Source organism: Evansella tamaricis (assembly GCF_019042215.1).
Taxonomy (GTDB): Bacteria; Bacillota; Bacilli; order Bacillales; family Salisediminibacteriaceae; genus Evansella; species Evansella tamaricis.
In genome coordinates this window covers 78424-93869 of sequence record NZ_JAHQCS010000056.1, presented here as the reverse complement: position 1 = coordinate 93869, position 15446 = coordinate 78424, and the positions used below count along the sequence as shown (strand labels likewise).

Annotated in this window: 17 protein-coding genes; all 17 read right to left on the bottom strand. The window is 39.8% G+C overall.

All coding sequences use genetic code 11. The features are described 5' to 3' along the window. Window positions 1-37 precede the first annotated feature (37 nt). Window positions 38-331 carry a hypothetical protein gene (locus KS419_RS04670; protein WP_217064914.1) on the bottom strand — a complete coding sequence of 98 codons (294 nt, stop codon included), beginning with the start codon at window positions 329-331 and terminating at the stop codon, window positions 38-40. Between the two features lie 228 nt (window positions 332-559). Beyond that, window positions 560-1357 carry a septum site-determining protein MinD gene (gene minD, locus KS419_RS04665; RefSeq protein WP_217064913.1) on the bottom strand — a complete coding sequence of 266 codons (798 nt, stop codon included), beginning with the start codon at window positions 1355-1357 and terminating at the stop codon, window positions 560-562. A 138-nt stretch (window positions 1358-1495) separates the two neighbouring features. After that, window positions 1496-2188: a septum site-determining protein MinC gene (gene minC, locus KS419_RS04660; protein ID WP_246593655.1), complete on the bottom strand. Its 693-nt coding sequence runs from the start codon at window positions 2186-2188 to the stop codon at window positions 1496-1498. 35 nt (window positions 2189-2223) lie between these two features. Then, a complete protein-coding gene (gene mreD, locus KS419_RS04655; protein ID WP_217064912.1) occupies window positions 2224-2757 on the bottom strand; it encodes a rod shape-determining protein MreD in 534 nt (177 codons plus the stop codon). Beyond that, a complete protein-coding gene (mreC, locus tag KS419_RS04650) occupies window positions 2754-3635 on the bottom strand; it encodes a rod shape-determining protein MreC (RefSeq protein ID WP_217064911.1) in 882 nt (293 codons plus the stop codon). The genes mreD and mreC overlap by 4 nt, the downstream gene beginning before the upstream one ends. A 12-nt stretch (window positions 3636-3647) precedes the next feature. Continuing rightward, the gene (locus KS419_RS04645; protein WP_217064910.1) at window positions 3648-4688 is read right to left on the bottom strand and encodes a rod shape-determining protein; all 1041 of its coding nucleotides are present in this window, start codon (window positions 4686-4688) and stop codon (window positions 3648-3650) included. Window positions 4689-4982: 294 nt separating this feature from the next. Continuing rightward, on the bottom strand, window positions 4983-5657 hold the full coding sequence (gene radC, locus KS419_RS04640) for a RadC family protein (RefSeq protein WP_281419769.1): 675 nt from the start codon (window positions 5655-5657) through the stop codon (window positions 4983-4985). An 85-nt stretch (window positions 5658-5742) separates the two neighbouring features. Beyond that, window positions 5743-6315: a Maf family protein gene (locus KS419_RS04635; protein WP_217064909.1), complete on the bottom strand. Its 573-nt coding sequence runs from the start codon at window positions 6313-6315 to the stop codon at window positions 5743-5745. A 126-nt stretch (window positions 6316-6441) separates the two neighbouring features. After that, window positions 6442-7884: an aspartate ammonia-lyase gene (gene aspA / locus KS419_RS04630; protein WP_217064908.1), complete on the bottom strand. Its 1443-nt coding sequence runs from the start codon at window positions 7882-7884 to the stop codon at window positions 6442-6444. A 280-nt stretch (window positions 7885-8164) separates the two neighbouring features. Further along, complete coding sequence (locus KS419_RS04625; protein ID WP_217064907.1) at window positions 8165-9307, bottom strand: hypothetical protein; 1143 nt, start codon at window positions 9305-9307, stop codon at window positions 8165-8167. A 227-nt stretch (window positions 9308-9534) separates the two neighbouring features. After that, window positions 9535-10221, bottom strand: a complete 687-nt coding sequence (pilO, locus tag KS419_RS04620; RefSeq protein ID WP_217064906.1) for a type 4a pilus biogenesis protein PilO — start codon at window positions 10219-10221, stop codon at window positions 9535-9537. Further along, complete coding sequence (locus tag KS419_RS04615) at window positions 10218-10823, bottom strand: PilN domain-containing protein (protein WP_217064905.1); 606 nt, start codon at window positions 10821-10823, stop codon at window positions 10218-10220. Before KS419_RS04615 ends, pilO begins: the two co-directional genes overlap by 4 nt. A 3-nt stretch (window positions 10824-10826) precedes the next feature. Beyond that, the gene (gene pilM / locus KS419_RS04610; protein WP_217064904.1) at window positions 10827-11813 is read right to left on the bottom strand and encodes a type IV pilus biogenesis protein PilM; all 987 of its coding nucleotides are present in this window, start codon (window positions 11811-11813) and stop codon (window positions 10827-10829) included. A gap of 21 nt (window positions 11814-11834) precedes the next feature. Further along, window positions 11835-12590: a prepilin peptidase gene (locus KS419_RS04605; RefSeq protein WP_217064903.1), complete on the bottom strand. Its 756-nt coding sequence runs from the start codon at window positions 12588-12590 to the stop codon at window positions 11835-11837. Window positions 12591-12624: 34 nt separating this feature from the next. Beyond that, window positions 12625-13071 (bottom strand): type II secretion system protein, encoded by a 447-nt coding sequence (locus KS419_RS04600; RefSeq protein ID WP_217064902.1) that lies wholly within the window; start codon window positions 13069-13071, stop codon window positions 12625-12627. A gap of 119 nt (window positions 13072-13190) precedes the next feature. Next, the gene (locus KS419_RS04595; RefSeq protein ID WP_217064901.1) at window positions 13191-14396 is read right to left on the bottom strand and encodes a type II secretion system F family protein; all 1206 of its coding nucleotides are present in this window, start codon (window positions 14394-14396) and stop codon (window positions 13191-13193) included. 7 nt (window positions 14397-14403) lie between these two features. Beyond that, window positions 14404-15438, bottom strand: coding sequence for a type IV pilus twitching motility protein PilT (locus KS419_RS04590; RefSeq protein WP_217064900.1), 1035 nt, complete (start codon window positions 15436-15438; stop codon window positions 14404-14406). Window positions 15439-15446 lie beyond the last annotated feature (8 nt).

The window sequence follows — 15446 nt, the reverse complement described above, 5'->3', positions numbered from 1 at the left end:
TGCTTAGGGACTGTAAAAGTGGAAAAGCACCACTTTTTCAGTTCCCATGCGAGTAGGCGCTGGAGCTAGACAAAGAAAAGCGCAAGCGCCTATGAACACGAGCGTAGGGCAGTGCCTCTTCCTCTACAAGCATCGCTCTGATGATTATCCGTCCATCGGGCAAAACGCCACGTCCTGTGGCATGCCCGATATTAGGACGTCCTGTCCGTCCATCGGGCAAAACGCCACGTCCTGTGGCATGCCCGATATTAGAACGTCCTGTCCGTCCATCGGGCAAAACGCCACGTCCTGTGGCATGCCCGATATTAGGACGTCCTGTCCGTCGAGGCAACTCGAAGCATATCCGAAGGTGCCAAAACTTATATTTTTTCCGAGCAAAAAAAGGCTGGGACAAAAGTGTATTTATCACTGAATAATCCGAACGAAATGACAGTTGATTCAATCATTAGCTCCGGAAATTTCCTTCGCTATGATTGTGTATTGTTCGGATTTTGGATTAAACACTTTAGTTATGTCCCAGCCTCAAATATTGAAAAGTGCAAATGATTGTTAAAATAATCTACCCTCTAATACCAAGGAATTTTTTCATTTTATTAAAAAGTTTACTGTCGTCTTCTAAAGATAAGAGTGGTACTGTCTCCCCACAAATACGGCGGGCGATATTCCTATATGCAATTGCTGCTTTATTTTTAGGGTCCATTGCGATTGGCTCTCCACGATTCGATGCTTTAATGACATCATCCGTATCGGCTACAATCCCAAGAAGTTCAATAGCCAAAATCGTAACTACTTCTTCAATATCTAGCGCATCCCCATTCTTAGACATATGAGGACGAATACGATTAATAACAAGGCTAGGTGGTTCAATATCCTCTTTTTCCAACAGTCCAATGATTCGATCGGCATCACGAACAGAAGAAACCTCTGGAGTTGTAACAACAATCGCTTTATCTGCACCGGATACGGCATTTTTAAAACCATGTTCTATCCCAGCAGGACAATCAATTAAAACATAATCATAATCTTGTTTCAGTTCATTTACCACCGCTTTAATTTGTCGTGGTTGAACAGATGTCTTATCCTTTGTCTGCGCAGCTGGTAAGAGAGTTAAGCATTCGAACCGTTTATCAGTCACTAAAGCTTGTGGAAGTCGACATCGGCCCTCCACTACATCTACTAAATCATAGATAATGCGGTTTTCAAGGCCCATTACTACATCTAGATTTCTAAGACCAATATCAGTATCTACTAAACACACTTTTTTACCAGCTAATGCTAAGGCTGTTCCTACGTTAGCAGTAGTTGTAGTTTTACCAACTCCGCCCTTCCCTGATGTCACAACGATTGCTTCTCCCAAGTCACTCTCCCCTTTCAAACAGAACTCAAATATGTACCAGAATCTCCTATTTAGTAACATTCTAACCTTCTAAAATCTCTGTTACTATATATTCTATCATGTTTCTATTTTATATCATTACTATTTATTACTAGAATATTAGATTTCAAAAATAGTGGATAGATCAGGTCTTACATGGATCAAATGTTGGATTCGATCTAGAACTATCTCTCCTCCGTCGTTTACGAAAGCACATTCCATCTCTTGTGGAGATTGTTCCTCCTCTGTTTCAGGGGACCTACGGAAAACATCAGCGATCCGGAGTTGTGATGGGGACATATGGGATGCACAGATTACTGACTGAATGTTCCCTTGGGTACCAGCATGGGCGATTCCCTGAAGTTTACCCATAACATAAATATTTCCAGTTGCTTTTACTGTGCCTCCTGGATTGACATCTCCTAATAAGAGAAGATCTCCAACCACTTCCACCACCTGACCAGAGCGGACAACCTTCAATAGACGGTTAACTTCTTGATTTTTCCTAAGTTCTTCTGCTTCTTTTTTAGTCAGGACATCGGACTCAATTGTATCGATTACTGCATGGATATGATCTGTCAGAGTTTTTTCCAACTGTTCAACTTGTGCCCGTTCTAAATATCTTTTTCCGGTAACAAGCTTCACTCGGACAAAACCTGATTCATTAGCCATTGAGGATCTTGGTCTTTCGGATAACTTGTCCTGTAACTCTTCAAGTAATGCCTCAAAGGAGCACAAGTCATTTAAAATAAAGGTGAGCCCGCTTTTGGTTCCTTTAATGAGGACATTTTGCTTTTTCACATTTTTAACCAAAGAAATCTCACCTCAATTGTGAACAATAGTAGTTGTTAAGAATTAAATTTCGATTGTTCTTCTTGCTTTTGTCTCAAATAATAAAACCACTTTCGTAACGGATAAGCGATAACAGCAATAAAGCCAACATTCATTGCAACTGTTGGTAAGAAACGAATGTAGAAAAATTCCTCATGTGGAATTGTAGTAAAACCTAATAACAGCATAATCCCATAAACGAAATATTCTAAAACCACAACGGCAGTAAAACACGTAAAAATTCCAACCAAAAGGTTTCTTTGAAGAAACGGATGTGTAATAGAAAGTAAATAAGCAATTAAACCCATTGCAAAGGTATAAACACCTAGTACCGATGAAAAGATGACATCATACATTACCCCGAAAACAATGCCATAAAGAGTCGCCATCGCCCTCCCTCGATAAATCCCTGCGAAAATGATTACTACGAAAACCCACCTTGGTAAGAGTAAGTAGTCAAATCCACGAAAATCTGGTGCAAAGATCTGATACACCGTTCCCTCCGCAATAAACAACACAAATAAAGCAATAAACAAGGAATAACGGATCATGATTCTTCACCCTCAACATCTGGATCAATCTCAGGAGATAATGTAGGGGCCCTGCTTTCTATAACGAGAACATAGTCAATATTATAAAAGTCAGCCGTAGGTTTTACATAGGCTGTTTGTGATAATCCAAATTCATCTGTTTCAAAGGAAATAATCTCCCCTATAAGTAAACCATCGGGGAAAACACCTCCTAAACCGGAAGTAACGACGAGTTGTCCTTCTTCAAGCTCTGCACGAATATCAATCATCGTAAAGTGTAGATAGCCAGTTTCACTGTCGATCCCTTCGATAAATCCATTGATCTTATTATCTGAATCTACAAAAGCAGAAATCCGATTATTTCTGGCTTGATCACTAAGTAATTGGATGGTAGAGGTAAATTGAGAGACTTGATGAATCTTCCCAATCAGTCCTTTAGAAGTCATAACTGCCATGTTCTCTTCAATTCCATCCTGTGCCCCTTTGTTAATTCCGATAAATTCATTCCATCGATCTGGAGATCGGTGAATAACGAGGGCCGATCTGACGGTATAATCATAAAGATTATCCCGTACTCCGAGGGAATCTTTCAATTCCTCATTTTGCCTCCGTAAGTCATTTAATTCCACTTGAAGGGAAGCATACTCATCCAAATGTGATTTTAATATTTTATTTTCTTCATATAAGTTCCGCATATCATCCAAGTTCTCAAAGAAACCCGCTACAAAATGAGCGGGTCGGGAAAATGCGGACTGAACCCAGCCAACACTGTCAGTGATAAACTGCTCTGGCCAAGTTAGAGAACGTCTTTCACTCATGGAATATCCAATGAGTGCCACTAAAATAATGATACAAACGAGTAAGACAATCAGTCGCTTATTGGAAAAAAACGATGGCATTGACGACACCTACTATCCTTTTCTGTTTGAGCGCATAGTGATTCCCGCCTTCGATCGGAACAAATGTAAGTTTTCAAGTGCTTTACCAGTTCCAACTGCAACACAATCTAACGGGTTCTCTGATACAAGTACTGGCATATTCGTTTCATCCGAAAGTACACGGTCTAGATTACGAAGGAGGGCTCCGCCACCGGTTAATACAATTCCGCGATCCATAATATCTGCTGCCAGTTCAGGAGGAGACTGCTCTAATGTATCTTTCACCGATTGAACAATCATTGCAACGGTATCCGATAATGCCTTTGCAATTTCATCTGCTGATATAGTAATGGTTTTTGGCAGACCTGTAACAAGGTCCCGACCTCTGATTTCCATTTCATCCACAATATCCGGTTCCCCAGCAGAACCTATCTCAAATTTGATTGTTTCTGCTGTACGTTCACCAATCATTAAATTATAATTTTTCTTTACATATTGAGCGATAGCATCGTCCATTTCATCCCCCGCAACGCGAACAGATTGACTGGTTACAATGCCCCCTAAAGAAATGATTGCGACTTCCGTAGTACCACCACCGATATCAACAATCATACTTCCTGTAGGTTCCCAAACTGGAAGATCTGCCCCAATTGCTGCTGCAAATGGTTCTTCAATCGTATAAGCTTCTTTTGCTCCAGCTTGTTTTGTTGCATCTTCCACTGCTCTTTTTTCTACTGCAGTAATCCCTGAAGGAACACAAACCATTACGTTTGGTTTTCTCGTAAAAATGGAACGGTTTTTTAATGCTTGACGAATAAAGTGTTTCATCATCGTTGCTGTTGTATCAAAATCGGCAATAACCCCGTCCTTCATTGGTCGAATGGCGACAATATTTCCTGGTGTCCGGCCGATCATATTTTTAGCATCATTACCTACTGCTTCTATAGCCCCACTATCGGAACGGATGGCCACAACGGATGGCTCCCGTAAAATTACCCCTTTACCTTTCACGTATACTAACGTATTTGCTGTACCTAAATCAATTCCTAAATCTTTAGAAAAACCACCAAACATCTATGTAATCTCCCTTCGTTATTAACAGAACTCATATCGTTAATTATACTCAATATTTTTCGGAATGAGTAGCTTTTTCATACGAACTGACAGAAAAAAATGGTTTACATTCTAAACCAATTTCTCCCCTTTTTTTCCATCTTATATCAAATCAAATTTACTCTTCCAAGAGTTAAGAAAAAATCCTCACTTCATCCTACCATAATGAAGGTCGTATGTACATCACTGAAAAAAAGTTGGTTTTTCCCAATTATTGAAGGGATGGGGCAATGAAGGTGCAGTCCATTGAGATAGTTATAGATATCCTTTTTCTTTTAGAGAGCAAAATCGTTGATCACCGATAATAACGTGATCAAGAAGATCAATCCCAAGCATTTTACCACATTGAACTAATCGTTTTGTTACTTCCATATCTTCATGACTTGGTGCCACTTCTCCACTTGGGTGGTTATGGAGACAGACAATGGAGGCGGCAGAATAGCGGAAAGCTTCTTTAAATATCTCCCTTGGGTGTACAATCGAGGCATTTAAACTTCCTATAAAAATCGTTTGTTTGTGGATCACGTGGTTCTTCGTATTCAAATAAAGGCAAACGAAATGTTCCTGCGTCAAATGTCGCATCTCTTCCATCATATAGTTGGCGACATCTTCCGGGGAACGAATCGTATAACGGTCTTCAAAGGTGGATTGTTGAACCCGTTTTCCAAGCTCTAAGGCTGCTTTTAACGTTACTGCTTTTGCCTCCCCTATCCCTTTGATATCCTGGAGTTCCTTTACTGACGCTTCCTTCAAAAGGCGTAATCCATCAAAGTGTTTTAAGACATGGGCTGCAAGGTTTATAACTGATTCTGTTTTTGTACCGGAGCCTAAGAGGAGGGCAATAAGATCTTGGTTTGAAAGTGATTGTGCCCCATCACGAATCATCCTTTCTCGCGGACGCTCACTTTTGGGCACATCTCGAATCATCATGTTCATCAATGACAACATCTCCTTTTCTTGACCCCCATGAAAAGGAAATGGGGGACAGAACATGATGACCCGCCTATTTCCCTTTTTAAAAAGGGTCTCTTTGTATTGGAAATTCTCTTAATGCACGAACAACCTTTGCAATTGGCAAACCGACGATCGTGAAATAATCTCCGCGGATCGACTCTACTAAAGTAGCACCAATACCTTGAATTCCGTATGCTCCAGCTTTATCAAAAGGTTCTCCACTTTTCACATAATCTTCAATCTCTTCTTCTGTTAAGGAAAAAAACTGGACATCTGCCTTTTCCACAAATGTCACTTCTTTTTCTTCCGAAAGTATTGCTACTCCGGTGAGAACTTGATGGAGAGTTCCAGATAGTTTCCGAAGCGTATTCTTCGCTTCCTGTGCATCTTTTGGTTTACCTAGTATCTCACCACCTGCTGTAACAATAGTGTCTGCCCCTAATACCACTTGGGTTGGAAACTGACGATAGACTTCGGCTGCTTTTTGATAAGCTAAAGAAACGACTAAATCTTCAGGAAGTTTTTCTAATACATTTTCATCAACATTACTCACTTGAATGGAAAAAGGAAGTTGGACTTGTTCTAACAATTGTTTTCTTCGCGGAGATTGTGAGGCTAAAATCAAAGGTTTCATGCGGTACCCCCTTCAAATGAATCCCACTTGCCGGAGGTCGATATTAGTATACAAAATTCCAGCAAATGGGACAATCTTTTTTCTTGTAATTTTACTAGTATTTTTCCACAATTCACGAAATAGACATTACTTGTCCGTGTCTTCCCCAAAGATTAGTTCTGCAGCTGCAATTCCCGGGTTCGTCATTTCATTCGGGGAGAGAATTCGGTCCAATTCTTCTTCACTAAGAAGCCCCCTCTCCAGACAAATCTCACGGACAGGCCGATTTGTCGTGATTGCCTCCTTTGCAATTCGCGCAGCCACTTCATATCCCACATGGGGGTTAATGGCAGTAATAATTCCAACACTATGTTCCACCAGTTCTTTACATCGATCAATATTAGCTGTAATACCATCTACACAATGCCTTCTGAAAACATCTATTCCGTTTTGTAAAATGGTAAATGATTGCAGTAAATTAAATACAAGGACAGGTTCCATTACATTCAACTCTAATTGTCCTGCCTCAGAAGCTAAACAAATAGTATGATCATTACCAATAACTTGGAAGGAAATTTGATTAATTACCTCTGCCATAACCGGATTTACTTTCCCAGGCATGATTGATGATCCTGCTTGCCTCGATGGCAAGTTAATTTCGTTAAGTCCCGTTCTCGGACCGGAACTCATTAAACGGAGATCATTTGCGATCTTCGACAGGTTAATGGCTAGGATCTTCATGGCGCTGGAAAGCTGAGTATAGGCATCTGTATTTTGTGTTGCATCTACTAAATCCTCTGCACTATGGAAAGGCATTCCCGTCATATCTGCTAAATATTCAGTTACTCTGTCAATATACTCCGGCATGGCATTTAATCCTGTTCCAACTGCTGTTGCTCCCATATTTATCTCGTAAAGCATGTCTACAGACCGTTTTATTCTGGAAAGGTCCCTTGCAAGCATTCGACGATAGGATCCAAATTCCTGTCCTAATCGTATGGGAACAGCGTCCTGGAGATGGGTTCTCCCCATTTTTATAACATCGTCAAAATCCCTTTCTTTCTTTTTCAATGTTTCCACTAATTCGTTTAAGTTTTTTATTAAACCAATAGACAAATTTAGACATGCAATGTGAATAGCCGTAGGAAAGGTATCGTTTGTGGACTGCGCCATATTCACATGTGTATTTGGACTGACTTTTATGTACTCTCCTTTTTTCCCCCCAAGAATCTCTATCGCACGATTAGCAATCACTTCATTCGCATTCATATTAAAGGATGTACCTGCTCCACCTTGAATCGAATCCACAATAAAGTGATCATTCAGTTTCCCCTCAATGACCTCATCCGCTGCCTTCATGATCGCTTCTGCAATGTTACGATTTAATACCCCTACTTTAGCGTTGGCTTTCGCTGCGGCTTTTTTCACATACCCAAAAGCTCGAATCAGTTCTTTATGGGGCGGATATCCGGTGATGGGGAAATTCTCCTTTGCACGGACTGTTTGTATTCCGTAATAAGCATCACCAGGAATCTCTTTGTCACCCATTAAGTCTCGCTCAGTACGTACACCCTTTAACATATCAGACATCTTATCCCTTCCTTTCAATTTCTCCACATTTCTAGTATAGGCTTATTTATGTGAAACATGATTGTTCTCAAAATCTTATTGTAACACGAGAATAATTGAAAACGCTTTATTTATATACGTAAATGCTCGTTGGACAGCGAATTCGAAGAAGTAGGAGGTGGAGCTACAATGCCCACAGGCGCCAAAACTTTCTTCTCTTTTTAAATTGAAAACGTATGCTTCCTTACCTTCTAAATAAGGTGTCCAATAAAATTGGACACCCCCTACGATTTAATATAATTTACTGCTCCTCTTGCTTTTTAATCGTCCTAACCAGTTGATCATAATAAATAATGGACTGGAGTCCGTGCTGATGAATTTCCCACCCGTCGTTAGATGTCATCTGAGGGGAGATACCTTCCAGTGCCTTTTCCCCTTCTGTCACCCATTCACGGCTAAGGTTATATAAGTTATTATCCAACGGTTGAATCTGTTCAAAAGCTCGAATCCAAGCTTGTCCCGCATCCACCACTTCTTGAACATTTTGCTCATTTAAGGACTGACCAGTAATACTCTTTATGGAGATCGATACTGCCTTTTCCATCCAATTTATTCCACTATCCATAAATGCTCCCCATTCTTCTGGTAAATTGGATCCATTTCCTTCCACTATAAATTGTTTCACATACGTATCCACAATTCCAAAATCCTCTTCTAATTTTTCCCCTATGTCATCCATCTCATCCCTGTCAGAGCTTGTACTAATAAATAAATATTGTAAATCAGGGTTTTCATGGACTACACCAGGTAGCCCTCTATCGTGAAATTGTGCTGCTTCTTGGTTCCCTTTTTCCACAGTAGAGAAAGCGCCCGCCTGCATGACATAAAAAGTTAATGTGGGTATCTTCGCAGTCTTTTCTTCCTCTTCATCGTCATCCCCAAAAAGCCCACCTTGACTTTGCTGCTCTGGTTCCGAAGTTACTGGTTGTCCATTTTCTGATTGAATAACAGTGTTAGCGGTTTCCCCATTTGTAAACATATTTAAGAGAACCGTACCGAAAGCTCCACCCACAATAATTGCAGCTATCACGGAGAGGAAAATAGCGTTTGTAAATATCCCAAGGGAAAAAGTGCGTGGACCTTTCTTTTTTCTGTTATAAGGAGGAAGTTTGGGACTTCCATCCCGTTTTCCATCGTCCCAGAACGGAGAAGATCTATCTTCCTTTTCTTGGCGTTTACTATTAAAATCAACGATGTTCTTTTGCTCCTCATTTACATTTCCCTTCTCGTTTTTAGAGAATACCATACTATCCCAAATGTGTTCTTGTGTAGCGGCAATTTCTTCTGAAGCACTACTTTTTGTTTGATTCTGATTTTTTTCAGTAAAAGAATATTCCTTCTTCTTCCCATTGAGACGGATCGACACACTTTTCTTTTTATCCAAGGCGACCTGACTCCTTCCTTTCTAGGACTCGTTGATATTATTCTATTAACGAACAAGGAATGATAGAACATCTTCTTTTCTTTTTTACTAGAATTTTAATAGATTGTCCTTGAAGTACAAGATTACCCTTTTTAATTAGTTCCTTATGAAGCCGTTAAAAACCTTCTTAAACAAAACAAAAATCCTGTTATCTACACAACAGGATTTTTTCAACGGTATGGCGAGTTTTAAAAAGGATTTGTCTTCCTCCCCGGTTCTAAAAAGAGGGTATCATAATCATAATCTGGATAATCCTGAAGTAAATGAGGAAGATAAAAAGTACTGATATTTACGTTCATGGTGAAGTTATTGGACTCTTCCTCTTCTGTCGGTTCTGTAATGGAGAAAGCAGAAACTTTTGTAATCCGATTTAACTTTTCCACAGCATTTAAAAAGTCATACAGCCTTTCATAGGAATTAGCCGTCACAACTAGGGAAGCATTGACCTCATGTACTATATTAGTCATTGTGTTTAAACCTTCTTCCCCTTCTTGATCATCCATAGTAGTTTCATCTTCCGATTCTTGATTACTTAGCACTAATTCTCCTTTTGAAAAGGAATAACTTTCAATCGTACTCCTTGAGGAGGATTCTATTTGTTCTAACTGTACAAGCCAGTGTTCAATATAAGGTTTAGCCGGGACTTTTTGGATAAACTCCTTGAACTCCCCATCCTCCTCCAATTCGTCTGATTGCTGATCGTTCTGTTGTAGAATTTGAAGAAGTTGCTCTTCGGTCTGTAAGGTGGATTTCGCCACATTAACACTTTGTTGTAAAGGGGAGAAAAAGATAAAGTAGGCGCCCACAAGGAAGAGAAGAATTAGAATGACAAATCCAAAACTGATTTGCTGTAGCCGTTTTTTATCCATGTTCATCCTATCTTTTCCCCCTTCCCATCAATGGCTTTTGCTGTCACTTCCCCTTGAATATCTTTTACCATATCCATGTCCATTGTGATCGAGAAAGTTGCGATAAACTGATGACCTTGTTGCTCTTCATCGTTTCCTTGACTTTCTGTATTAACACTATTGATCATTGCATCCACTACAAAAGGCAATTTATTCAAATGGTATAAGTAACTGGATACACCTCTATTTTCTTCAAAACTGGCAGTGATCTCTACCGTCCCGCCTTCGTTATATTCATAACGGACAAACGATGACCTTTGTGGCAATTGTGATATAAACTGATCTAATAGGTGAATAGAAGAAACTCGTTGCCCATCCAATTGGTCCACATAGGTGTCCAATTGTGTTATATTCGGAGCTGCAGTCTGATTTTCTGAGGCAATTGCCTGCAGTTGAATGGTTGTATCTATCTGGCTTTCCAGGAAATCATACTCCCGTTGAATGGACTGATAGATAATGATGCCTGCAATTAAGAGAATCATAGATGCGGCATAACCAACACCAAAAATCAAAACGGTCATATAATTTTTCTTCGGTTTTTTTGGAAGTAAATTAATTGAAATTTTCATTTCCTACACCTCTTTTAAACAAAGGCTAAGTGGCAGCATATAGTTTGAATGGATACCAAGCTTTTCATAATGGAACCCCAACTCCCGTTCATTGAGGGAAATCATTGGAACATCATATTCTGAAATGCTCTTCTTAATGGAAGCCAACATGGGATGGTCTCCAACCACCAAGATCGTTGTAATTTCTTTCTCCCCTTGATGTAGGGAATATTTATAAAAATTCATCACACGTTCCATTTCTGATAAATTATCTTTAATCTGCATTTCAATTTTCTCTTTGTCTTTACAATGGAGGTCCACTACTTCTCCCCATCTGCCCATTTCCCAATCGTCTTCCTCAAAGTTTTGAGTAATGTTTCTCATAAAAACAGGGATGTGCTGATGGAATATACTTAAATTGATGGAAGTTAAATCCCACTCCACTACTAAATAATGTTCCTTTTCATCTGCCATACCCAATATTGAAAAGAGGTTATAAATACAAAGAGAGGAAACATCTGCAACGATTGGCTTTAGTTTGAATTCTTCCAGTTTTTTTCGATATTGTTTCATAAGCGCTTCAGGAGTGGCGAAAAATAAAATTTCCCGATTTTCCTCTGACGTTTGAGGCAGAAAATGAAAGTCGAAATAAGCATCCTCAAATGGGAGATGAATACTTGTCCCAATTTCAAAATTTAAATATCCCCTCACTTCATCATCTGGAATGTCCAATGGAATAGTTAATTTCCGAAAGAAAACAGATGAATCAGGTGTAAAAAATTTCACTTCTTTGTTTTTTAATTTCCATTCCTTCACGCACTCTTCCAAAATATCGTCAAATGCCTTTTCGTCCACGATCTTTCCTTTTTCTATAATTCCCTTAGGAAGAAACTTCTCCCCAAAGCTTTTCACAGCTGAAATAGAGGGGTTTTTAGCTGCAACATACCTAATGGCATGATCTTTAATTTGTATGGCATTAGAAGCCTTTTTTTGTAATTGTATTGAGCGCAATCCCTTTTCCTCCCCTTCGTTTTAAAATAAGTTCATATACCATTCCAACACAGCGCTGTGAAAGAAATAACTGAAGGTTGCACCGATAGCTATAAATGGACCAAATGGGATTGGTGTTTTCCTCGTAGCCTTTTTCCTGATGAGGCCAATACTCCCTGCAATTGCCCCAATCAGACTGGCGAAAAAGAGGGTGATAATCACTCCATAGAGTCCAAGGATAAGTCCAATGACGGCAAATAGTTTAATGTCGCCACCACCCATCCCCCCTTTACTCACGATGGCGAGAAGCAGTAAGATCGAAAACCCTACCACTGCACCAAGGAGACTGTCCCACCAAGGGGTGAGAGGATGATAAATTCGCAGTCCGATAAATAGAAACAGGAAAAAAATCAGGATTTTGTCCGGAATTAACATCGTTTTTAAGTCTGAGATGGTTATTATTACGAGTAAGGAAACGAATGCTAAAGCAATTGGCAATTCCTTTGACCATCCCACCAAAAGAGGTGAAATCGTAAAAAGACATGCAGTCAGCAGCTCAAAAAATGGGTAGATTGGTGAAATTATTGATTGACAGTTTCGGCAACGTCCCCGTTGTAATATAAATGAAAGGATTGGAATTAACTCCATCCAAGTGAGGTTGTGTTTACACTTTGGACAATGGGAACGGGGAGCAACAATCGACTCCCCTTGAGGAACCCGTAGTCCAACGACATTATAGAAGGAGCCTAAAATGGCACCGAGAACAAACAAATAGGTGTGTAATATTAATAGGTCCATTTTAGGAGTCTCCTTTAAATATTAATAAAAATCATTATTGGAATGATGAGCGAGTTAAAGTTCCTTCAGCTCCAGAAATAGTTCTACTCGAACCTACAAGTGAAACTGAGTAAGAAAATGTATTTCCCGTTTTTGTAACTGTAACTGTTCCACTAGTATAACCTGCACCTGAACTACTATCAGGATCTTTCATTACCTCTAAATATCCCTTTTGTTCAAGTCCATCTGCTCCCTTAAGTGGAATTGTCATTGTATTTGATGCAGCTCCCGAACCACCAGTAAAACCCTCACTGGCGACCATTAATTTTGCTGAACTTATCATATGTGTTGCATTTGCTATATGAGCGTCTTTCTTAGAATTATCAATCAACCCACCAATACTTGGCACTGCAATCGCTGCGATGATCCCTAAAATAACTACGACAACTAATAACTCGATCAACGTTAAACCCTTTTGATTCTTAAGCATTCTTTTTAACATCTTTTACCTCTCCTTTTTAAAATATATATATTTTTTTGTAAGTCCGGTTGCACTACTGGCTCCCTATGATCCAAGTGCCCAGGATACGGATCACGCTTCATCGCCACTTAAGAATAATATTAAATCTCGTTGTAAATTTGGAACATCGGTACAATGATAGAGATGACCACTAATCCTACGACAGATGCCAATACGACAATTAAAATCGGTTCTATTAAAGACTTCAATCGGTCGGTAGCATAATCCACTTCTTTTTCGTAAAATTCTGCCACCTTCCCTAACATTTGATCCAATGAACCTGTTTCTTCCCCGATACTGATCATTTGAACAACGATCGGAGGAAACACCCAGTTATCCCGCATCGGTTCTGTCATTGGCTGCCCTTCTTCTAATGATTCCCTGGAACTTTGAAGGGTTCGACTAATCACTTCATTCCCCACTACTTTTTCCACAATAGACAAGGATTGTAAAATCGGCACTGCGGAATTAAAGAGAGAACTTAACGTCCTGCTCATCCTTGCAATCGCTGCTTTTTGAAGAAGTGGTCCAAAGATGGGCATTTTCAACAGCGCATAATCAAAGTAATACTTCGTTTCTGGATTTTTCCGTAGGATACTAATCCCAATGACTAACATGACAACAGCGATTAATAAAGCCCACCAAAAACTAGATACAACATTACTAATTCCTAAAACAAATACCGTTATAGCCGGTAACTCACTCCCGAAATCTTCAAACATACTGGCAAACATAGGTACGACGGAAGTTAAAAGGAAAATAACGACAGCAACTGTTACGACTGCAATCACAATCGGATACGCTAACGCTGATTTTACCTTTTGTTTCGTATCATGTTGTTTCTCGAATTGTACGGCTAAGTGTTCCAACGATTCTTCCAAGGAACCACTTGCTTCCCCTGCCCTTACCATATTGATAAAAATGGGCGGGAAAATTTTTGACTGTTTCGATGCTGCATCGGAAAATGCCTTTCCGGAAACAAGTTCTTCTTCAATTTCCTCTAGGGCAGAGGCCAATGCTTTGCTGTTTGTTTGTTTACCCAATATTCTCGTGGAATCCACAATGGAAACTCCCGCTTTCAAGAGAGTGGCAAACTGCCGAAGAAATAATACAAAGTCCCCCAGTTTCACAGGATTACCGAACGTAATTTCCTTATTAAGCCAGTTCGTTTCCATCTCTTCCAATTGAGCCAAAGCGATTCCCTGTTCTCTTAATTTTTCAATCGCTATTTTTTTGGACTTACCAGAAATGACTCCTTCTTTCCGTTCCCCTCTCTGGGACCGGCCTTTATAGCGGAACTGTGGCACTGATTATTCACCTCTCTTTTAAATATGTCCTCGCCTCGTCATAATCAATGATACTGTTATCTAGTAATTGACGGACGCTCGTCTCTAACGTGTGCATTCCTTCTGCTCGGCTTGTCTGAAGTACACTTTCTATTTGGTGAATTTTTTCATTACGGATTAAATTTGCCACAGCGTAATTATTCATTAAGATTTCTGTTGCTGCTACCCTACCAGGACGATTGGCTGTTTTCAGTAATCGTTGAGAGACAATTGATGATAAAACAGACGCCAGTTGAATCCTTATTTGTGACTGTTGACTGGGAGGAAACACATCAATAATCCGGTCAATGGTTGCCGCAGCACTGGAAGTGTGTAATGTACCAAGCACAAGATGTCCCGTTTCTGCTGCCGTGATGGCAGTGGCGATTGTATCCAGATCTCTCATTTCCCCAACAAGAATCACATCTGGATCTTGACGGAGTGCAGCCCTTAGTCCTGCCGAAAAACTTTTTGTGTCTGATCCAATTTCCCGTTGATCAACAATCGATTTACGGTGCTTATGCAAATACTCAATAGGATCTTCCAAAGTGATAATATGCTTTTTTACATGGTCGTTCATATGCTTAATCATCGCTGCTAATGTCGTTGATTTTCCGCTCCCTGTAGGGCCAGTAACTAATACCAGTCCTTGCTTAAATTCTGAGATCGACTTTAATATCTTCGGCATCGCAATTTCATCTAATGTCGGAATGGCTATATTAATGACACGAATAGCAATACTCAAATGGGATCTTTGATAATAAGCATTCAATCGAAACCGGGAAACTCCCGGAATACCGTAGGAAAAATCCACTTCCCGGTTTTCTTCCAATTTAGCCTGTAAATTCTCTGGGAGAACCTCGTTCACCATGTTTTTCGTATCTTCAGGTGTTAATGGAGTTTCTCCAAAGGTGACCAGTTCTCCGTGAATCCGTAAAACTGGAGGCTTGCCGATTGTCAAATGGATATCTGATGCTTCTAAGTTCATCGCTTCTGCTAAGAGTTGATTCATACTTTTTGTCATCCCATCAC